This is a genomic window from Gilliamella sp. B2969, assembly GCF_026536195.1.
In the GTDB taxonomy this organism is placed as follows: Bacteria; Pseudomonadota; Gammaproteobacteria; order Enterobacterales; family Orbaceae; genus Gilliamella.
In genome coordinates this window covers 294,141-315,354 of sequence record NZ_JAFNOP010000001.1, presented here as the reverse complement: position 1 = coordinate 315,354, position 21,214 = coordinate 294,141, and the positions used below count along the sequence as shown (strand labels likewise).

Here is a 21,214-nt window from a genome sequence, read left to right as displayed (position 1 = left end):
AATAAAAAGGGCTTTACAGCCCATTTCCTTGTCTAAAAAATAGTCTTTCCATACTTTTTACCACGTTTTTTGACAATTTTTCAGAGAGTTTTTGCTTACGTTGATAACTGACCGAGATAATTTTATGGGTATCTAAATGCGATAAGATAAAGTCATCACTGGTACTAATTTCGTCAACTAAACCTTTATCTTTAGCTTGAGTAGCAAACCAATGTTCGCCGGTAGCAACTTCATCTATATTGATATTAGGCCGATATTCTTTCACAAAATCCTTAAATAATAGATGGGTTTCTTCCAGCTCTTGCTTAAATTTTTGACGACCTTCATCCGTATTTTCACCAAACATCGTTAATGTACGTTTGTATTCACCTGCGGTCTGTAATTCAATATCGACATCATGCTTTTTAAGTAAACGGTTGAAGTTTGGAATTTGCGCAACCACACCAATTGAACCAACGATTGCAAAAGGTGCCGCGACTATTTTATTGGCGGTACATGCCATCATATATCCACCACTTGCAGCTACTTTATCAACAACGGCGGTAAAAGGAATATTACGTGTTCTAAAACGTAATAGTTGTGAAGCCGCTAAACCATAACCATGAACGACGCCGCCTGGGCTTTCAAGCTTAACGACAACTTCATCTTCGGGGTTAATAATGGCTAAAACCGCAGTAATTTCTTGGCGTAATTCTTCAACTTCATGTGCATCCATACTGCCATTAAAAGATAACACAAATAGCTTTGGCTTGGACTTTTGCTGTGGTTCACTTAAGGCTTCAATAGCTGAACTGTCTACAGCCGTGGTATCTGTCGTTTGTTCACTGCTTTTTATTTGTTGTTTCTTTTGTTTAATCGCTAATTTTGCTTGTTTTTTCTCATTTTTTTTCTGTTTTTTTAGATCTTTATTAAACTGTTTAGCCTCAACTTCATCCATGCTAGAGACTAACATATCATCTTTAATTTGTTCGTATTCTTCACTGATATCTTTAACAGATAGGCGTCCTGCTGCTGTTACCGATTTTCGACGTTGACTGATAATAAAAATCAGTACCGCTAAAATAGCGACTACCACTGTCACGGTTTCAGCTAAAAAAAGTGCATATTGTGAAAAAAAATTCATTTAACAATTATCCTTAGAGTGAATGTTACAATTATTATAACAATATAATAAAGGAATGTGCCGAAAATTAACAAAGATAAAATTGTTGCTTTATTCGGCAAATCAAATTATTTATACTGATAGCCTAATTTACTGTTATATGAGAATTAAAATGTCTTTACGTCCAATTACCGAAATCGCCAAGCAAGCTAATATTCCTGAGGAGTTTGTACTACCTTACGGCAAATATGTCGCAAAAATTGACTTATCACTTATAAACGCCAACCAAAATAGAGAAAATGGTAAATTAGTCCTTGTAACAGCCATTACGCCAACGCCTTTAGGTGAAGGGAAAACCGTCAATACTATTGGACTAAGTGAAGGTCTAAACTATATTGGGAAAAAAGCAATTGCTTGTATTCGTCAACCAAGTCTTGGTCCCGTTTTTGGCGTTAAAGGTGGGGCCGCCGGTGGTGGGCAAGCCGAAGTATTACCCATGGAAACCTTAAATCTACATTTAACAGGTGACATTCATGCAATTACTGCGGCTCACGATTTAGCTTCTGCTGCATTGGACTCTCGTTTATATCATGAAGATCGTTTAGGTGATGAATTTACCGCACAAACAGGGTTAGCCCGATTAAATATTGATGTCAATCGTATCGTTTGGAAACGTGTTATCGATCACAACGATCGTGCTTTACGCAATATTACTGTTGGAGTTGGTGGAGGCTTAAATGGCGTTGAAAGACGTGATGGTTTTGAAATAACAGCTGCATCAGAATTAATGGCAATTTTAGCGTTAGCCTCAGATTTACAGGATATGCGTGCTCGTATTGGTCGCATTATATTAGCTTATAATACGCAAGGCCAACCAATAACTGCCGAACAGCTTGAAGTAGCTGGCGCAATGACTGTATTACTAAAAAATGCTATTAATCCAAATTTAATGCAAACAGTTGAGAATACGCCGGTGTTAATTCATGCAGGTCCTTTTGCTAACATTGCACATGGAAACTCCTCGGTGATTGCTGACCGCATTGCATTAAAACTTGCCGACTATGTGGTTACTGAAGCTGGATTTGGTTCTGACATGGGAATGGAAAAATTCTTTAATATCAAATATCGTCAAGCAGGTATCAAAGCCGATTGCGTGGTATTGGTGGCAACTGTTCGAAGTTTAAAATCCAACAGCGGTAAATATAATATTAAACCGGGTCAAGCAATTCCAAAAGAAATCTCTGAATCTAATGTTGAATTACTTGAAATTGGCGCCGCTAACTTAGCATGGCATATCAAAAATGCCAAAAGTTATGGGCTACAAGTCATAGTTGCGATTAACCGTTTCCCACATGATAGCGAAGAAGAACTCGCATTCTTACAAAAATATGCCGTTGAACATGGCGCATTTGCTTGTGAGGTTAGCGAAGTGTTTACTAAAGGTGGCAAGGGTGCTGAAAAATTAGCTAACCATGTAATTAAAGCGTGTGAGATGCCAAGTGAAATTAAATTACCTTACCCTAACACAATGCCACTAATTGATAAAATCCAAACTATGGTGAAAAAATACGGTGCTAACAAAGCTAACCTATCAGCTAAAGCAATCGAAAATATCAAAGAAATTGAGGCATTAAAGCTCGATCATCTACCGCTATGTATTGCTAAAACACCAATGTCAATTAGTGCTGATGCCAACTTAAAAAATGTGCCAACCAACTTTGACGTTGACATTAGCCATTTAGCAATTTCAGCAGGGGCGGGATTTATTCGTGTTTACGCAGGCAATGTGATGACTATGCCAGGGCTTGGGACTAATCCGGCTTATCGACAAATCGATATTGACAAAGATGGTAATATTGTAGGTTTAAGTTAATGCAAGAAGTGATTATGCAAACCAAACAACAATATAAAGCGTTTATTGATGAACAAAACTGTATAGGTTGTGGCAAATGCATCCGCGTCTGCCCGACAGATGCAATTGTTGGCAGCAAACAAGTATTACATACCATTTTGCCGAAGTTATGTACATCATGCAGTAATTGCATCAATACCTGCCCTACCGACTGTATTACCCTAAGTACTTTAGGTGAGGCATTAACCGAAAGTGAAGAGTTACAATTAACACAAAAAAAACAACAACGGTTAAATCACAATCAACTGGTACCACCAACGATCTTATTTCCGCGCACAATGGAAGTTAAAAACACAAGTGATACGAGTCAAAAAGATCGAAAACAATCCATTGCTGATGCAATAGCCAGAGTTAAGGCAAGAAAAAACCTCGCTAATTAGCGAGGTTTTCAATTTAAGCAGAATAAATGCTAACAACCCATTGAGCTGTTAGCATTCTCAACAATTAGTCTTTATTGTTACTTCTAAATGCGCGCTTACGATCATTTTCAGTTAAATGACGTTTACGTAAACGAATAGACAATGGCGTAACTTCGACTAACTCATCATCATCAATAAACTCTAATGCTTGTTCTAATGACATTTTCACTGGTGGTGAAAGCGTGGTTGCCTCATCAGTACCTGATGCTCGCATATTGGTTAGTTTTTTACCCGTTAAACAGTTAACAGTTAAATCATTAGAGCGTGTATGAATACCAATAATTTGACCTTCGTACACTTCGGCACCATGACCCAAGAACAACTTACCACGGTCTTGCAAGCTATAAAGTGCATACGCTAATGCTTTACCGGTACCGTTAGAAATCATCACACCATTATTACGTTGGCCAATTTCACCAGGACGAACATCATCATAATGACTAAAAGTCGAATAAAGTAAACCAGTACCTGAAGTCATTGTCATAAATTCCGTTCTAAAACCGATAAGACCACGACTAGGAATGACATAATCTAAACGCACACGCCCTTTACCATCAGGTAACATATTAGTTAGATCACCTTTACGCAAACCAAGTGCTTCCATCACTGAACCTTGATGTTGTTCTTCAATATCAAGCGTTACTTGTTCAAAAGGTTCTTGTTTTTTACCGTCGATTTCACGATAAATAACTTTAGGACGCGAAACACCTAACTCATAACCTTCACGGCGCATATTTTCAATTAACACAGATAAGTGCAACTCACCGCGACCCGACACTTTAAATGCATCAGGATCAGGCGTTTCCTCAACACGAAGTGCCACATTATGAACCAGTTCTTTTCTTAAACGTTCTAAAATTTGACGAGATGTGACAAACTTACCTTCCTTACCGGCAAAAGGTGAACTATTTACGTTAAAGAACATAGTAACTGTTGGTTCATCTACGGTTAACGCAGGTAAAGCTTCAACACAACTATTATCACAAATTGTATCAGAAATACCCAATTCACCAAGACCAGTTAAAGCAATAATATCACCCGCTTCGGCAACTTCAGCTTCATAACGTTGCAAGCCTAAATGACCTAAAACTTGACCTACTTTACCAGTACGTTTGTTGCCTTCACTATCAACGATTGTTACTTGTTGATTTGGTTTAACCCGACCACGTTTAATACGACCAATCCCGATAACACCAACATAATTATTATAATCAAGTTGTGAGATTTGCATTTGGAATGGACCATCTAAATCGACTTTTGGTGGCTCAACATATTTCACAATTGCTTCAAATAATGGTGTCATGTCTTGCGCCATATGCTCATGATCAAGACCTGCAATACCCATTAATGCTGAAGCATAAACTATTGGGAAATCCAACTGTTCATCAGTTGCACCCAAATTAACAAATAGATCAAAGACTTGATCAACAACCCAATCAGGTCGTGCGCCTGGACGGTCAACTTTATTAATAACAACAATTGGTTTTAACCCATAAGCAAACGCTTTTTGTGTTACAAAACGGGTTTGTGGCATAGGGCCATCCATTGCATCAACCAGCAATAATACCGAATCAACCATCGACATTACGCGTTCAACTTCACCACCAAAATCAGCATGTCCTGGGGTATCAACGATGTTAATGCGATACCCATTCCAATTAATAGCCGTATTTTTAGCTAAAATAGTAATACCACGCTCTTTTTCAAGCGCATTTGAGTCCATTATTCGCTCGTTATCATCACCACGCAAATTATCAAGCGTGCCCGATTGTTTCAACAATTTATCAACCAATGTTGTTTTACCATGGTCAACGTGCGCAATAATGGCTATATTTCTTAAATTTTCAATCACAATTAAAATCCCAATTAGGAGACAGATTCTTTAGGCGCAATATTGTACACCTTTTTACTCGAAATGTTGATCTATATCACAAAGTTTATTTATCAGACTATTTATTGGTAAAAAATCAATAAAAATCTTATTGTTTTACACCATCTAAAACTGATGGAGCACAGACTTGCTGATAAAATTGTGCGGCAAATTCATCAACCTTTGCCCAATTGGTATATTCAATCACAGGTTTAGTCACATCAGTATCGCCCTTTCCTAACCACATAATAAAGCGAATCATATTACGATCGAACCAATTATATTGAGGATAATAAAGTGCACCAGCAAAAACCGCTTTAATGGTCGGATTCCAGGCAATTTTAGCTAAAAACTTTTTAGTATATAAATTGGTTTCTGGCGTATTTTTATTTGGCTTACGAGCCACCACATTGACACCAAAAAAACCAGATCGAATGGTATTTAATTGCTGATAATTATCATCGATAAATTGCTTCATCACTTTACTATAAAAACCATAACGTATTGAAGATCCCAACAAAACTGCCTGATATTTAGTTAAATCAATATGGCTATCAGGCAAAAGTTGAATAACATCACAGTCGCATTTATCACCAAGCTGTGTTTTTATGCGTTGCATGATTTTGAGGGTTTGCTTTTCATGCGTAGTATAAAGTAATAAAACTTTCACAACATGACTCATAACATTGCTTCCTTATCTAATAAGACATTGGCAAATTTCACTATTACTTTTTTCATGATAAAAATTAATAAATTCGGGGTGATTTCATTAAAAACTTTGATTATAGTAATAAACAAATTTACACAAAATTAAAGAAACCGGACAGATTATGACGATTTCAGTTCCAAAACTTAGTGCTATTATTTTGGCGGCAGGGAAAGGCACACGGATGTACTCCAACCTACCTAAAGTTTTACATAAAATTGGCGCTAAACCGATGTTACAACATGTTATTGACACAGTTCAACAACTAAATATCGATCAGATCAATATTGTTTATGGTCATGGAAAAGAGCAATTAGAACACGCACTCAAAAATCAACCTGTGCACCTTATTTATCAAGCAGAGCAGCTCGGTACGGGACATGCAGTACAACAAGCTATTCCTCATATTGCAGATATCCAAGACATTTTAATTTTATACGGTGATACCCCGCTCATATCACAACAAACTTTAGAAAACTTAATTACCAGCAAACCAGAACAAGGCATAGCACTATTAACGGTTATACTTGATGATCCAACAGGTTATGGCAGAATAGAACGGAAAAATGATCAAGTCGTTGCCATTGTCGAACAAAAAGATGCGTCACCAGAGCAACAAAAAATAAATGAAGTCAACACCGGCATAATGCTTGTTACTGGTAAACTACTTAAAAAATGGCTATCGCAAATAACCAATAACAATGCCCAAAAAGAATATTACCTAACCGATATCATTGCGCTGGCACATCAAGATGGCTACCCTATCCTGACATCTCACCCCGTGCAACAATTTGAGGTAGAAGGTGTAAATAACCGCTTACAATTAGCCACCCTAGAACGCCAATACCAGCATCAACAAGCACAAAACTTATTACTAGCGGGTGTAACATTACTCGATCCTAACCGCTTTGATTTACGCGGTACACTTACCCACGGTAAGGATGTCACCATCGACAGTAATGTTATCATTGAAGGGCAGGTAAAGTTAGGCAATAACGTCACCATTGGTGCAGGTTGTATTTTAAAAAATTGCACTATTGACGACAATTCAATCATAAGTCCTTACAGCATAATCGAAGATTCAACCATCGCACAGCAATGCACTATAGGTCCATTTGCTCGACTCAGACCGGGTTCACAGCTTGATGAACAAGCCCATGTAGGTAATTTTGTCGAACTCAAAAAAGCTCATCTAGGCAAAGCAAGCAAAGCGGGGCATTTAAGTTATCTTGGTGACAGTGAAATCGGCAACAACGTCAATATTGGCGCAGGCACCATCACCTGTAATTACGATGGCGCAAACAAATTTAAAACCATTATACAAGATGACGTATTTGTCGGCTCCGACTCTCAGCTAATTGCTCCAGTTAACATTGGTAAAGGTGTCACTATTGCTGCCGGCACAACTGTCACCACCAACGTTAAGGATAATGAATTGGTAATAAGCCGAGTAAAACAAAAACAGATTTCTGGTTGGAAACGTCCAACAAAGTTAAACAATAAGGAATAAATTATGTGTGGAATTGTGGGTGCTATCGCCAAACGTGATATTGCTGAAATATTACTGGAAGGATTAAAACGTCTTGAATACCGAGGATATGACTCAGCAGGACTTGCTATTATCTCACCAACAGGCGAACTGCAACGCGTTCGGCGTGTAGGAAAAGTACAAGCATTAAAAGATGCGGTTGAAGCCCATCCACTTAAAGGCAGTACAGGAATAGCCCATACCCGCTGGGCAACTCATGGTGAACCTGTCGAACGCAATGCCCATCCACATGTATCAGATTTTATTGCTGTTGTTCACAATGGTATCATCGAAAACTTCGAACCTTTACGTGAAAAACTCATTGCCAAAGGTTACCAATTTCGTTCAGAAACTGATACAGAAGTGATTGCCCACTTAATTCACGACATCATATCAACTGAAGGTTGCTCATTATTTGAAGCAGTACAAAAAGCCATACCTCAATTAAGAGGTGCTTACGGCACCGTTATAATGGATACACGTAATCCCGATATTTTGGTTGCGGCTCGTTCAGGCAGCCCTCTCGTGATTGGCTGTGGTGTTGGTGAAAACTTCATTGCTTCCGATCAACTTGCCTTACTGCCGGTTACACGTCAATTCATCTATTTAGAAGAAGGTGATATCGCACTAGTAACACATCGCACCGTGACCATATTAGATAAAAACTTTCGCGAAACAACGCGCCCTTGTGTTGAATCTGATGCTAGATACGATGCCGGAAGTAAAGCTGGTTTTAATCACTATATGCAAAAAGAGATTTATGAACAACCAAACGCCATTAAAAATACCCTTGAAGGTCGTATGCAACATGGCAAAGTTGACTTATCCGAACTTGGTGAAAAGGCTGAAACCATTTTAAAACACGTAGAACATGTACAAATTGTTGCATGTGGAACAGCGTATAATGCCGGCATGGTTGCGCGATATTGGTTCGAAGCTTTAGCGGGTATACCTTGCGACGTCGAAATCGCTTCAGAATTTCGTTACCGTAAGCCTGCTCGTCGCAAAAACAGCCTATTTATCACCCTATCCCAATCAGGCGAAACCGCAGACACCCTAGCAGCACTACGGTTAGCGAAAGAAAATAACTACCTAAGCACATTAGCTGTTTGTAATGTGGCGGCATCAACACTAGTACGTGAAGCAGATTTGGTACTCCTTACCAAAGCAGGGGTTGAAATTGGCGTAGCATCGACTAAAGCCTTCACGACGCAATTAACCGTACTCCTTTTATTAGTTGCCAAACTTGGGCGACTCAATGACATGGCCGAAAGCACCGAGCAAGCAATAGTCCATGCACTACAAACCTTACCAAATCGTATAGAACAAGTTTTAATGACAGAGCCAGAAATCAAAAAACTTGCGGGGCAATTTGTCGATAAGCATCATGCGCTATTTTTAGGACGTGGTGACGAATACCCAATAGCCATGGAAGCGTCCTTAAAGCTAAAAGAAATATCCTACATTCATGCCGAGGCTTACGCAGCAGGCGAGCTCAAGCACGGCCCATTAGCACTCATTGATGCAGATATGCCTGTCATCGTGATGGCACCAACGAATGAAATGCTAGAAAAATTAAAATCCAATATCGAAGAAGTTCGAGCGCGAGGCGGTCAACTATACGTATTTGCCGAACAAGAAGCAGGATTTGTCAGTGATGACACAATGCACATCATCAACCTACCACATATAGAAGAACTCACTGCGCCAATCTACTACACGGTTCCAACACAGCTACTGGCGTATCACGTAGCATTAATTAAAGGAACAGACGTCGATCAGCCAAGAAATCTGGCAAAATCGGTAACAGTAGAGTAAGTTTCGCTATATAAAATATGAGGAATTAATGTAGGTTTTGATATCATCAAAACCTACATTCTCTTATTAAATTAATCAGATAAAGATTGAAAACACTTACCCAAAAAAATCTTTATAACAATTAAACCACTTTTTCCCCTGATAAAAACGCATATTTGCCTGCTACAAAGCCAAAATTGAATTGGTCGTTAACCAATCAGTGAGTCATATAAAAATAACAAAATCACCAATACTCTAACTTACGATAAAAAGTAGTATTGGTCACACCATCGGGCGTTATGCAATACCCATATGTCCAATCACCGTGTTGATTATGTTTAGCAAATGTACATTTGATATTGTATGAATTCGAATTGTCAGTTTGATTATTTTTAGATTGACTATTATTCACATCATCATCAATGCTCTTACTTTTTACCTTTATTAACCAACCTGCTGGATTATAGGAATATTCACCTAAACTACACCCATCATCCCAGCATTCAGTATAACGAACAACTTTATTATTTGCGTATTCATATCGCCTTTTTAACGGTTGTTGCCAAACCGCATCATCAGTATTTTTCTCAATAAGTTGACCTGACTGATTATAGATAAGTGAACTGACATTTTGTTGCTTATCATCAACAATCGAAGTAATGTTCTGCTGTTCATTTAATTTAAACCAAAGTTTTTTATTAAGATATTTGATTGAATGAACGGAATAATCAACATCAATATTATACTGTGCATCACTGGTAATAGCTTTTTCAAAAAAACCTTGCTCATTTGCATGGTAAATTGTTTTTAACGGGCCATCATTATCTTGAGCGTAAGTTGTAATTATCTGTTTTTTTATTATTTTTTCAGTAGGCATGAATTCAGGATCGGAAAAGATATTATAACTATTATTAATATGGATAGGATTAATTTCGTTTGCAAAGCACAATCCATTAAATAAAAAAAGACAACTTAAACTGATTAAAAATTTTTGCATAATTCGATTCTGATTATTTTTTGTTATTTAAATTTATAAAAATTATACAATTAATCTTACAAAGATGCATTAATAAAACTTACGCTTTAAACATAGTTTACCGATACCCCTTATGGCTTCCACAAAAATTGTGATCTTAATCACAAAAATAAAAAATAGCCCCATACAAACACTGTGACCCTGATCACATTTGTCAATTTTTTTGGATGAATCAAATAACGATATCCTTCTACAATAGCTGCATAATGATTATATCAATCAATAAGGAAAGATTTAAATTATGACAAGTGCAAACATCAAATTGAAAGTCCAAAATTTTGGGCGATTCCTAAGTAATATGGTGATGCCCAATATTGGCGCATTTATCGCTTGGGGCTTTATCACCGCGATTTTTATACCTACCGGTTGGTTTCCAAACGCGACCGTAGCTAAATTAGTTGAACCTATGATTACCTATTTATTGCCACTGTTAATTGGATATACAGGCGGTAAATTAGTCCATGGTGAACGAGGTGCGGTTGTTGGTGCAATCACAACAATGGGCGTTATAGTCGGTTCGTCAATTCCAATGTTTTTAGGTGCAATGATAGTCGGTCCACTTGGAGGATGGGTCATTAAACATTTTGATAAAGCTGTTGATGGTAAAATCAAAAGTGGATTTGAAATGTTAGTGAATAACTTTTCGGCCGGTATTATTGGCATGTTACTCGCTTTATTGTCATTTTTTGCAATTGGCCCTTCTGTTGTTGTCGCATCAAGTGTATTAGCGCAAGGTGTCGATTTTATGGTCCAGCATAATTTGTTACCATTAACTTCAATCATTGTTGAGCCAGCTAAAATATTATTTTTAAATAATGCCATTAACCATGGTGTATTTTCACCTTTAGGAATTCAACAAGCAGCTGAGCACGCTCAATCAATATTCTTTTTGATCGAAGCAAATCCTGGTCCTGGTTTAGGTTTGTTAGTTGCTTATATGTTATTTGGTAAAGGCGCGGCTAAAGGCTCAGCAAGTGGCGCGGCAATTATTCATTTCTTTGGTGGTATTCATGAAATTTACTTTCCCTATGTGTTGATGAATCCTCGCTTAATTATTGCCATGATTTTAGGTGGCATGACTGGGGTATTTACATTAACGTTATTTGGTGCTGGATTAAGTTCTCCCGCTTCCCCTGGATCTATTATTGCGGTTCTTGCTGTAACACCCAAAGATTCGATTGTTGGTGTAAGTGTTTCAGTACTTGCGGCGGCGGCTGTTACTTTTGTGGTTGCATCAATTCTATTAAAAACGACTAAATCTGCAACGAAAAGTCTTGATGAAGCAAAATCCGATATGTCGGCAATGAAAAGTGAAGCAAAAGGTAATAAAAATAGTGAATTAGATTTAACTCAAGTGAAAAAAATCATTGTTGCCTGTGACGCTGGAATGGGCTCAAGCGCAATGGGTGCTGGCGTTTTACGAAAAAAAATTCAGGATGCTAATTTAGATATTAATGTCAGCAACACCGCGATTAATAATTTACCGATTGAAGTCGATATTGTTATCACTCATAAAGATCTCACCGATCGAGCCAAACAATATGCCCCTAACGCACATCACATATCATTAACTAATTTTTTAGATAGTGAATTGTATACTCAATTAGTTAATGATTTAATCCATGCTAACAATAAAAAATCATCGACTGTATCAAGCGACAACTCACAATCGTTTGGGCATAAACCCTTATTTAAGCTAAGCGAAAAAAACATTTTTCTAAACTTAACAGCCAACACCAAAGAAGAAGCGATTCGTTTTGCAGGTCAAAAACTCGTGGATAATGGATATGTAAAACCCGCTTACATCGAAGCAATGCTTGAACGTGAAAAATTAACTTCTACTTATTTAGGTGAATCGATAGCTGTGCCACATGGTACTATCGAATCCAAAGATGAAGTCATTACAACAGGTATTGTATTTTGCCAATATCCATCGGGTGTTCAATTTGGTGAAGAAGAAAGTGATAAAGCCAAAATAGTCATTGGTATTGCCGCTCGCAATAATGAGCATCTAAGTGTCATTGCAAAACTAACTAATGCACTTGATGATGAAAGCATTATTGCTAAACTGGCTAGTACAAATAGTATTGAAGAAGTTTTAGCGATATTAAGCTAAAACAAGGTGTAATTCATTTATTATGAAATTACAACTAATAAATTGATTATTAAATATATTGTTAAGGGTTATTATTATGCAAGCATTACACTTTGGTGCCGGCAACATCGGCCGAGGTTTTATCGGAAAATTACTGTCAGACACAGGCATACATGTTACCTTTGCTGATGTAAATCAACAAATTATAGATGCCATTGCTGAGCGCCATGAATATCCGGTAAATGTGGTTGGCGAGCAATCGACGACAGAAATAGTTAAAAATGTCGATGCTATTAATAGTACATCAGCAGAAGTTATCGACTACATTACTAAGGTCGATTTAATTACGACAGCGGTTGGCCCACAAATTTTAACAAGAATTGCCCCTGCTGTTGCCCAAGGTATTATTGCCCGACACCAACAAGGTCAGACAAAACCACTCAATATCATTGCTTGTGAAAACATGGTACGCGGTACTAGCCAATTTAAGCAAGAAATTGTTAAAGCCTTACCTCAGCACCTACATCAATGGGTAAATAGTCATATTGGTTTTGTGGATTCTGCTGTTGATCGCATAGTACCGCCTGCAACATCAAAAACAGGCGATATACTTGAAGTTACCGTTGAAACTTTTTCTGAATGGATTGTGGACGAAACCCAGTTTGTTGGCACCATTCCATCAATTAACGGAATGCAACCAGTTGATAATTTGATGGCTTTTGTCGAACGCAAACTATTTACGCTAAATACGGGGCATGCTATTACCGCTTACTTAGGCTTTTATAATAATATTAGCACCATTCGTGATGCAATTTTAGATGAACGAATTCGGTTAATTGTTCGCGGAGCAATGGAAGAAAGTGGTTTAGTATTAATCAAACGTTATAATTTTGATGAACAAAAACATATGGCGTATATCGAAAAAATCTTAACCCGTTTTGAAAACCCTTATTTACACGATGATACTGCTCGAGTAGGACGCCAACCAATACGCAAATTGGGTGCCGGCGATCGTTTAATTAAACCGCTTCTTGGAACCGTTGAATATCAAGTTAAAAATACAAATTTACTTATTGGTATTGCAGCAGCACTTAACTACCGTAACAACGATGATGAACAAGCAGTCGAGTTGGCCAAACTTATCTTAGAAAAAGGTGTAAAACAAGCTTTTTCCGAGCTTTCAGGTATTGATGTTAATAATCCTATTGTTAAGCAGATTGAAGAAATTTATACTGCAATGCAAAATCATCAATTTATTTAACCTCTAATGCCCGAATCGATATTACAAGAAGATACGATACTTGAAAAACTTAACCAGCAAGCTGATATTTACAACTTGCTGGTAGTTGCAATTAAATTAATTAATGACAGTGTTAATCAATTAATTCTAAAAGTTTTTCGTAAAGAACCGCATGCCATAAAATTTGTGATCCCCTCGTTAGTGGGCAAAAATGGACCACTTAATGACACCTCTGTATGCTTAAAACTACTGTATGCTTTAGGCATTATCAGCCGTGAAGATTATGAAGACATAGAACTATTAATTGCCATTTTAGAAGAACTTGAACAAGATGATAAAAGCTACTCCTACCTAGATGATGAAATTCTAGGACCAATTAGCTTATTACATGACATGGTACTGCCACCTAATTGGGCATCACAACACGAAAAGGCCAAGCAATCGGGTATTGTTGACACCTTAAAATCGTCCATGTTTCACAATCGCTATCAACAAATGATTCGTTCAGCATTAATCATCGCGATCACAGATTTGACACTTCGAATTGTTAATAAACAAAAAATTGATTATTTCCCATAAATTTTGCAGTGATTTGACTTAATTTACCTGAAAAAGTAATGCGTTTTAATCATGGCTTTTGTTATTACATTCAATGTTGGCTAAAAGCTTATAACTAACGATTTAATTGAGTGATTATTTTTTTCATAAAATTATCGATTATTTAGTCATTTTATTATTCTATTTGAGCTTTATTTCCCACAGTTACTATTAGTCGGTATAATGCCTACAATTTTATTGTTAAGTGGATTATGCATGAAAACATTATTTGCCAGTACTTCACGAGGTCTGGAAGAGTTATTAAAAAAAGAGTTGGAACAAATTGGCGCTAGCGAGTGTAGAATTGTGCAATCGGGCGTCTATTTTAATGCTGACGAAACAACATTATATCAATCGTTATTATGGTCTCGTTTAGCATCACGTATTTTATTACCTATTGCCGAATTTGATATTTATAGCGATTTAGATCTTTATTCGTGTGTAGTTAATATTAAATGGACGGATATTTTTGCGGTCGATAACTCGTTTGTGATTAATTTTATTGGCGTAAATGATTTTATTCGCAATAGTCAATATGGTGCCTTAAAGATTAAAGATGCCATAGTTGACCATTTTACAAGGCATACTAATGAGCGACCTAATGTAGCTAAGCAAGATCCCGATATTCGTCTTTATGCTTATCTTAATAAAAATCGCGTTACACTTTCTTTAGATTTAAGTGGTGACAGTTTGCACCAGCGAGGCTACCGCCAACAAACTGGGCAAGCACCGTTAAAAGAGAGCTTAGCTGCCGCAATCATTATGCGCTCTGGCTGGCAAAACGATGAACCATTAATCGATCCTATGTGTGGATCGGGCACACTTCTAATCGAAGCAGCAATGATCGCATCAAAAATTCCACCAGGACTACATCGCAAACAATGGGGCTTTTTTGCTTGGAAAGGATTCAACCCAACACGCTGGAATGAACTACTTTTTGCTGCTAAACACAATATTTGCAAAAGCACGACCCCATTTATCGGTTACGATAATAATTCGGTTGTTCTTCAGCGCGCTGAACAAAATGCAATTCAAGCGGGAGTAGGTGATTTAATTACTTTTGCTATGCAAGATGTCACTCAACTCACCAACCCTTTGCCTACAGCGCCTACAGGGATGATTATTAGTAACCCACCTTATGGAGAACGCTTAGAAAGCGAACCTGCACTTATTGCCTTACATACGGCATTAGGTCAACGAATTAAACAAAACTTTGGTGGGTGGCGATTATCATTATTCAGTGGTGCACCACAATTATTAGATTGCTTACAGATGCGCGCCGATAAACAGTTTAAAGCCAAAAATGGACCTTTAGATTGTGTGCAAAAAAATTATGTTATTGCTAAACGAGATAATTCACAATCACTCAATTCACCAACTTTACCAGCTTTGGATTTCACTAATCGATTACGTAAAAATAAACAAAAACTGGAAAAATGGGCGGCACAACAACAGTTAGAATGTTACCGTCTGTATGACGCTGATTTGCCGGAATATAATGTTGCAATCGATCGATATAAAGATAAAGTCGTAATTCAAGAATATGCTGCGCCGAAAACTATTGAAGAACAAAAAGCCAGACAACGTTTGTTTGATATTATCAATGCCACTATGTCAGTACTTGAACTTAATGCCGATCAATTAGTGTTAAAAACCCGTGAAAAACAGAAAGGTAAACAGCAATACCAAAAACTTGCACAAAAACAAGATTACTTTTTAGTGCATGAATATGCTATTAACCAACGTCGTACCCAATTTTGGGTCAATGTCACTGATTACTTAGATACGGGTCTATTTTTAGATCATCGTTTAGCACGTAAAATGATTGGCGAAATGAGTGAAGGTAAAGATTTTCTCAACCTATTTGCTTATACAGGCAGTGCAAGTGTTTATGCTGGGCTTGGCAACGCTAAATCAACAACTACCGTTGATATGTCGCGCACCTACTTAGAATGGGCGGATCGTAATTTAAAACAAAATGGTTTAACAGGTAAAAAGCATCGTTTATTTCAAGCTGACTGCTTGCTTTATTTAGCACAAAGTGAAGAACAATTTGACTTAATTTTTATCGATCCACCAACGTTTTCAAATTCAAAAAGAATGCATGATACGTTTGATGTGCAGCGTGATCACCTAAAATTGATGACTGATTTAAAACGCTTATTACGACCTAACGGCACGATTGTTTTTTCCAATAATAAACGCGGATTTAAAATGGATGCTGACGGCATGCTAAAATTAGGACTGACCTATCAAGACATTACCGACAAGACCCAGTCGCTAGATTTTAAACGTAACAAACATATTCATTGCTGTTTTATTGTTAGACATAAAAAATAAAATATTCCGGAAGGTGACAAATTTGGAATACCCGTAAATCAACCTCTTTTTACTAAAATTTTAAGACAAGAGAGTGAAAGTTTGCGGATTTACACAGTGTTACCCACTGAATAACGGTCTAAAAATTAAAACTAAACGTGGAAGTTCGATACAATGGTGGTGCTTTGCCTATTTGCAAATAAAACTTGTTTTGTGCTTGTTGATGCATAGGTTATCTTCGTTGAAGATGATGACTGCCCGTTCAAAATATCCAAAATGTGCAGAACTTGAAATTTGTGTAATACAAAATGTGAAGCAATAAACTTTTTTAGACACAAAAATTAAGGAGCAGTATTTTTGGACCAAAAAACACAGATGTCCTCATCAAAGGACATCATAAAATAAAACTAACGAACGACTAATACTGAAGTCTGAGCGCCTCGTACCACGCCCGATGCATTGGATCCTAAAAGGTGAGTGGTAATATTTGGTCGCCTTGATCCTAAAATAATAAGATCAGGTTTGATTTCGTCAGCTAAAGCTAGAATTTCATCTCGTGGATTACCAAAAGCAATTGAAAATGATAAATTTTCACGCGGTAAATTAATCGAATCAATTAACCTGTGTAGTGCTTGCTCGGTTTGTACGGTTGCTTGATCTTTAAATTCATCAAATCCAAATGAATAGGCATTAACTATGGCCGATGCGACAGGTAAAGTATGAAAAAAAATAACTTTGGCATTGGATAATTTCGCTAAACATTCTAAATGCGGAATGACTTTTTGGGTTAATTCGTCCTCAAGGATATCAATAGGAACCAAAATTTTTTTATACATAACTGTTACCTCGCTGTGTAAAAATTTATAACTTACCTATTTTTTTTAATAGCTCTTGATTCATTCATCATACTCGCTTTTAATTGATTAACGAATGATTTTTTGCATCAAAATCACTTCCTTAGCTGAATTAAGGTTATGAGGCTTGCACAGTTGAAATCCAAGTTTTCTATACAAAGCAACGACATCTGTCATTGCCGATAAAATGTTGGTATAAACTTTTTCATAACCAAGTAATTTTGCTTGTTGCACAGCAAGTTTAATCAACTCTTGACCAATACAAAGTTGTTTATATTCATTTTTTACATATTTATGTATTAATTCAGCAGTGGAATTATCATAATGGCGAAGACCAATACAACCTGCAATGCTTGCCGAAGTCGAAACACCGATGTGAGCAAGTATTAACATTCCTTTAGGGTATAATGCAGTGTGTACAATGGATTTAAATGCATTCTCCATAGTTAACGTGTACAAACTTGGACAAAAAAGATTAGCATATTCAGAAAAAAGTTGTTTCCCTTGTTCAAAATCACATACTGTTTTAGCAATCTTATAAGTAACTAAAGGCATAAGACATTTCCTGAGCATTTACAATGACTGTTCAATAAACTTACACCTATTTTTCGATTAAATCATATTCATTATTTTTATTAATGCCATAGGTAACGTCATTGTTATAACAGTGTAGATGTTACTTTAAACTTTAAGCTGGTTTAGTTAATTGATTGTTAAATAATAAAGCGATAACATAATAAACAATCAATGGTTGGTGATAATTACTTAGTTAACTCTCTAAATCATAAGTCGTTATCATTATCTACGTATGATCGAATTAAAATTGGAGGCATATGACTAATATCATTTACAGATGTAATATTAAACCCACATTAACACAAGCTATTACGCTATATAATAATTGCAGTTTAGGTGAACGCCGCCCTATTGATGATCATAAGCGGTTTCAAGCTATGTTAGATAATGCAAATCTAATTGTTACTGCATGGGATAAGGATACCCTTGTTGGTATTGCCCGTTGCTTAACCGATTTTGTTTATATTACTTATTTAGCTGATCTTGCAGTTGATAATAGATACCAAAAACAAGGTATTGGTAAACAATTAATCAAAGAGGTACAAAATTATACAGGTTTAGATTGTGCGATTACTTTGCTGGCAGCACCGCAAGCGGTAGAGTATTACGGTCATATCGGTTTTAATTGCCATCCCTCAGCTTGGATAATAAAAGAAGAACTTAAATGAGAATAATCTTAGCATCAACGTCACTTTCTCGAAAAAAAGTATTAGAAAAGTTAGCTATTGCTTTTCAATGTGTTCCACCTATTTGTGATGAAACGCCATTACCGAATGAATCAGCAGAACAACTAGTCATACGCCTATCAAAACTTAAAGCACAATCATTAATAACTCAATATCCTAATTGTTTAATCATAGGATCTGATCAAGTGGGAGTTTTAGAGGATAAAATTGTTTGTAAACCCCATACTGTTGAAAACGCCCGCCAACAATTACGTAACAGTAGTGGTAAATCCTTCTATTTTTACACGGGTATGACGGTTATTAACACCGCTAGTGGACAATCGAACACAATATGTGAACCTTTTAAAGTGACGTTCCGCCATTTAACCGATGCAGAAATTAATGCCTATATAGCAAAAGAAATGCCACTACAATGTGCTGGAAGCTTTAAATGCGATGAATTAGGGATTACGTTATTTGATAAGTTAGAAGGTGATGATATTAATTCATTGGTGGGATTGCCACTATTAAAGCTCAATAAAATCATGATAGAAATGGGCTGCAATCCACTTTTCATGTAATACACATATTTTATGTTATATATGCAAACTATTCGACCAATCGACCAGCTGCCATCTTCATTATTTTTTGGCTATAATTTGCAACATCATGGTCATGTGTCACAATTAATAGCGCTGTTCCTTGTTGATGAATTTCGGTTAATAGTTGCATAATTTCAGTCGAGCTTTCGTCATCTAAATCACTTGTGGGTTCGTCAGCAATCACGATTTGTGGCTGACAAATCAAAGCACGTAAAATAGCAATACGCCGCATTTCACCACCAGACATATTTGCTGGATAAGCATCTTGCAGATGGCTCACGTTTGCTTTCTCTAACAGTTGTTGTGCATAAGTTAGGCTTGTTTGATTGGCGCGCTTAGTTAGATAAAAAGGTAATCGTATATTTTCAAGCGCAGTCAAATTAGGTAATAAACTACTGCCTTGAGGAATATAACCAATATTCTGATTTCGAAATGCTGAAACTTGCTCATCATTAAGTTCAAAAAGATTAGTATCATTAATGGTAATTTTGCCCTGAGTTGGCGTCAGTAACCCTGCAATCATATTAAGTAAAGTCGTTTTACCACTACCGGATTTACCCATAATACAAACAAAATCACCCTGTTCCATATTGAAGCTAATATTATCCACAGCTGAAAAAGTTTGTTGTGCGCGACGATAATCTTTACGCAGATTTTTAACGCTAAGTAACATTATTCCCCCTCTCTTAAAGTGCTGTAAGTATCAAATTTAGTCATAGATAAGGCAGAATAAATACAAGATAGCGGACCAATAATCACTGTGAGAATAAACACAATTACGGCATATATTATTGCATCAAATAACGAAATATTGACACATGGCAAACCAATTGATTGACAAATTAATAAACTAAAAGCATAAATCAATATAGCAGCAATCACAATGCCAGCAATACCACCTAATGCACTAATTATTAATGACTCTTTTAATAACATTTTAATCAAATCACGGCGTGATGCCCCAAGTATGCGTAATAAACTGATCTCGCGTTTACGTTCGTTTAATGAGGATGAAAAAATAACAAAGATCACAATAATAGCTAACACCCAAAAAATAGCCGATAAACTGTACACAATAGTTGAAAATCCACTTAACCATTTTGCAATATTACTTAACATCCCTTTAGTCATGACAAAATCGATATTATAGTCCATAGCAAATTTTGGCATGATTTGATTGATAATATCTTTAGGTTGATAGTCATGATTCACTTTAATAAAGATAGAAGAAGCATAATCAGTAAAATGATCAACATCACCTTCTATTAATTTAGCCTCTTTCATTAGTTTTTGCGCAGCTGACATTGTCATAAAAACTGAAGTGTCAAAACCCATGCCTGTGCTATCCATTTTAGCTGCTATTTTAAAAGGCTGATTGAAAAATAGGATCTCATCACCTACTTGTGAAGTAATTTTAGCACCCACAACAACTTGATTGTCGGTTAATGGCTGGCTTAGTTGGGTTTGTAACCATGGTTTAATAACAAAATCACTTTGCTCATCAAAGCCAATTAGCTGTACTTTAGTCGTACAACATCCCGCGTTCAATGAAGCAATAAAAAGCTGCGGTGAAATAGCTTCAATCCCTTTAATATTTTTAATTTTATCAATTAAATCCACTTTTAGATAAAAACTACTTGGCTCACCCCGTAATAAAGCAACTTCCATATTCTTTTCATAACCATAAGGCACAATAAGAATATCAGCCCCTAACCGATCGGCCATGCCTGAAATGCCTTGACTAAGATTTTTCATTAATACACTGCCACCAAATAGTGTGGCTGAAAAAAGGGTAATAACAATAATCAAACAACAACTACGAAAAGGTCGTCTTTGAATATTTTTCCATGCTAAATGAGAAATAGTAATCGGCTTTTCTTGCATGTTAATTTCCTG

At 36.6% G+C, this 21,214-nt stretch carries 18 protein-coding genes; 10 read left to right on the top strand and 8 right to left on the bottom strand.

Annotated elements, in window-relative coordinates; all coding sequences use genetic code 11:
• Positions 1 to 13 precede the first annotated feature (13 nt).
• Positions 14 to 1,123 carry a protease SohB gene (sohB, locus tag J3U66_RS01400; RefSeq protein ID WP_267347649.1) on the bottom strand — a complete coding sequence of 370 codons (1,110 nt, stop codon included), beginning with the start codon at positions 1,121 to 1,123 and terminating at the stop codon, positions 14 to 16.
• Positions 1,124 to 1,262: 139 nt separating this feature from the next.
• On the opposite strand from sohB, the gene J3U66_RS01395 reads away from it, so the two are divergent.
• Positions 1,263 to 2,975, top strand: coding sequence for a formate--tetrahydrofolate ligase (locus J3U66_RS01395; protein WP_416379700.1), 1,713 nt, complete (start codon positions 1,263 to 1,265; stop codon positions 2,973 to 2,975).
• Positions 2,975 to 3,394 carry an RnfABCDGE type electron transport complex subunit B gene (locus J3U66_RS01390; protein ID WP_065634698.1) on the top strand — a complete coding sequence of 140 codons (420 nt, stop codon included), beginning with the start codon at positions 2,975 to 2,977 and terminating at the stop codon, positions 3,392 to 3,394. The genes J3U66_RS01395 and J3U66_RS01390 overlap by 1 nt, the downstream gene beginning before the upstream one ends.
• Before the next feature lie 64 nt (positions 3,395 to 3,458).
• On the opposite strand, the gene typA is transcribed toward J3U66_RS01390, so the two are convergent.
• Both typA and hemG read right to left on the bottom strand, forming a co-directional pair.
• Positions 3,459 to 5,285: a translational GTPase TypA gene (gene typA / locus J3U66_RS01385; RefSeq protein ID WP_323849443.1), complete on the bottom strand. Its 1,827-nt coding sequence runs from the start codon at positions 5,283 to 5,285 to the stop codon at positions 3,459 to 3,461.
• A 127-nt stretch (positions 5,286 to 5,412) separates the two neighbouring features.
• Positions 5,413 to 5,985 carry a menaquinone-dependent protoporphyrinogen IX dehydrogenase gene (gene hemG, locus J3U66_RS01380; protein WP_267333470.1) on the bottom strand — a complete coding sequence of 191 codons (573 nt, stop codon included), beginning with the start codon at positions 5,983 to 5,985 and terminating at the stop codon, positions 5,413 to 5,415.
• Positions 5,986 to 6,133: 148 nt separating this feature from the next.
• On the opposite strand from hemG, the gene glmU reads away from it, so the two are divergent.
• Positions 6,134 to 7,519 carry a bifunctional UDP-N-acetylglucosamine diphosphorylase/glucosamine-1-phosphate N-acetyltransferase GlmU gene (gene glmU, locus J3U66_RS01375; protein WP_267347645.1) on the top strand — a complete coding sequence of 462 codons (1,386 nt, stop codon included), beginning with the start codon at positions 6,134 to 6,136 and terminating at the stop codon, positions 7,517 to 7,519.
• Between the two features lie 3 nt (positions 7,520 to 7,522).
• Positions 7,523 to 9,355 carry a glutamine--fructose-6-phosphate transaminase (isomerizing) gene (glmS, locus tag J3U66_RS01370; RefSeq protein ID WP_267333472.1) on the top strand — a complete coding sequence of 611 codons (1,833 nt, stop codon included), beginning with the start codon at positions 7,523 to 7,525 and terminating at the stop codon, positions 9,353 to 9,355.
• 223 nt (positions 9,356 to 9,578) lie between these two features.
• Here the strand turns inward: glmS and J3U66_RS01365 are convergent, their stop codons facing one another.
• Positions 9,579 to 10,331: a hypothetical protein gene (locus J3U66_RS01365; protein WP_267347643.1), complete on the bottom strand. Its 753-nt coding sequence runs from the start codon at positions 10,329 to 10,331 to the stop codon at positions 9,579 to 9,581.
• A 280-nt stretch (positions 10,332 to 10,611) separates the two neighbouring features.
• Between J3U66_RS01365 and J3U66_RS01360 the strand changes: the two genes are divergently transcribed.
• From J3U66_RS01360 to rlmKL, 4 genes are all read left to right on the top strand, one after another.
• Entirely contained in the window at positions 10,612 to 12,486 is a 1,875-nt protein-coding gene (locus J3U66_RS01360; protein ID WP_267333474.1) for a PTS mannitol transporter subunit IICBA, read from the top strand.
• Between the two features lie 76 nt (positions 12,487 to 12,562).
• Entirely contained in the window at positions 12,563 to 13,726 is a 1,164-nt protein-coding gene (locus J3U66_RS01355; RefSeq protein WP_267333475.1) for a mannitol-1-phosphate 5-dehydrogenase, read from the top strand.
• A 6-nt stretch (positions 13,727 to 13,732) separates the two neighbouring features.
• On the top strand, positions 13,733 to 14,284 hold the full coding sequence (locus J3U66_RS01350) for an MltR family transcriptional regulator (RefSeq protein ID WP_267333476.1): 552 nt from the start codon (positions 13,733 to 13,735) through the stop codon (positions 14,282 to 14,284).
• A gap of 234 nt (positions 14,285 to 14,518) precedes the next feature.
• Positions 14,519 to 16,642: a bifunctional 23S rRNA (guanine(2069)-N(7))-methyltransferase RlmK/23S rRNA (guanine(2445)-N(2))-methyltransferase RlmL gene (rlmKL, locus tag J3U66_RS01345; RefSeq protein WP_267347642.1), complete on the top strand. Its 2,124-nt coding sequence runs from the start codon at positions 14,519 to 14,521 to the stop codon at positions 16,640 to 16,642.
• 386 nt (positions 16,643 to 17,028) lie between these two features.
• Here rlmKL and J3U66_RS01340 read toward each other — a convergent pair whose 3' ends face one another.
• Both J3U66_RS01340 and J3U66_RS01335 read right to left on the bottom strand, forming a co-directional pair.
• Positions 17,029 to 17,457, bottom strand: coding sequence for a universal stress protein (locus tag J3U66_RS01340; RefSeq protein WP_267333478.1), 429 nt, complete (start codon positions 17,455 to 17,457; stop codon positions 17,029 to 17,031).
• An 87-nt stretch (positions 17,458 to 17,544) separates the two neighbouring features.
• Entirely contained in the window at positions 17,545 to 18,030 is a 486-nt protein-coding gene (locus tag J3U66_RS01335) for a GNAT family N-acetyltransferase (protein WP_267347641.1), read from the bottom strand.
• Between the two features lie 278 nt (positions 18,031 to 18,308).
• Between J3U66_RS01335 and J3U66_RS01330 the strand changes: the two genes are divergently transcribed.
• Both J3U66_RS01330 and J3U66_RS01325 read left to right on the top strand, forming a co-directional pair.
• A complete protein-coding gene (locus J3U66_RS01330; RefSeq protein WP_267343915.1) occupies positions 18,309 to 18,719 on the top strand; it encodes a GNAT family N-acetyltransferase in 411 nt (136 codons plus the stop codon).
• Positions 18,716 to 19,297, top strand: a complete 582-nt coding sequence (locus tag J3U66_RS01325) for a Maf family protein (protein ID WP_267343916.1) — start codon at positions 18,716 to 18,718, stop codon at positions 19,295 to 19,297. Before J3U66_RS01330 ends, J3U66_RS01325 begins: the two co-directional genes overlap by 4 nt.
• Positions 19,298 to 19,325: 28 nt before the next feature.
• Here the strand turns inward: J3U66_RS01325 and J3U66_RS01320 are convergent, their stop codons facing one another.
• A complete protein-coding gene (locus J3U66_RS01320; RefSeq protein ID WP_267343917.1) occupies positions 19,326 to 19,991 on the bottom strand; it encodes an ABC transporter ATP-binding protein in 666 nt (221 codons plus the stop codon).
• A complete protein-coding gene (locus J3U66_RS01315; RefSeq protein ID WP_267333483.1) occupies positions 19,991 to 21,202 on the bottom strand; it encodes an ABC transporter permease in 1,212 nt (403 codons plus the stop codon). The genes J3U66_RS01320 and J3U66_RS01315 overlap by 1 nt, the downstream gene beginning before the upstream one ends.
• Positions 21,203 to 21,214: the final 12 nt, after the last annotated feature.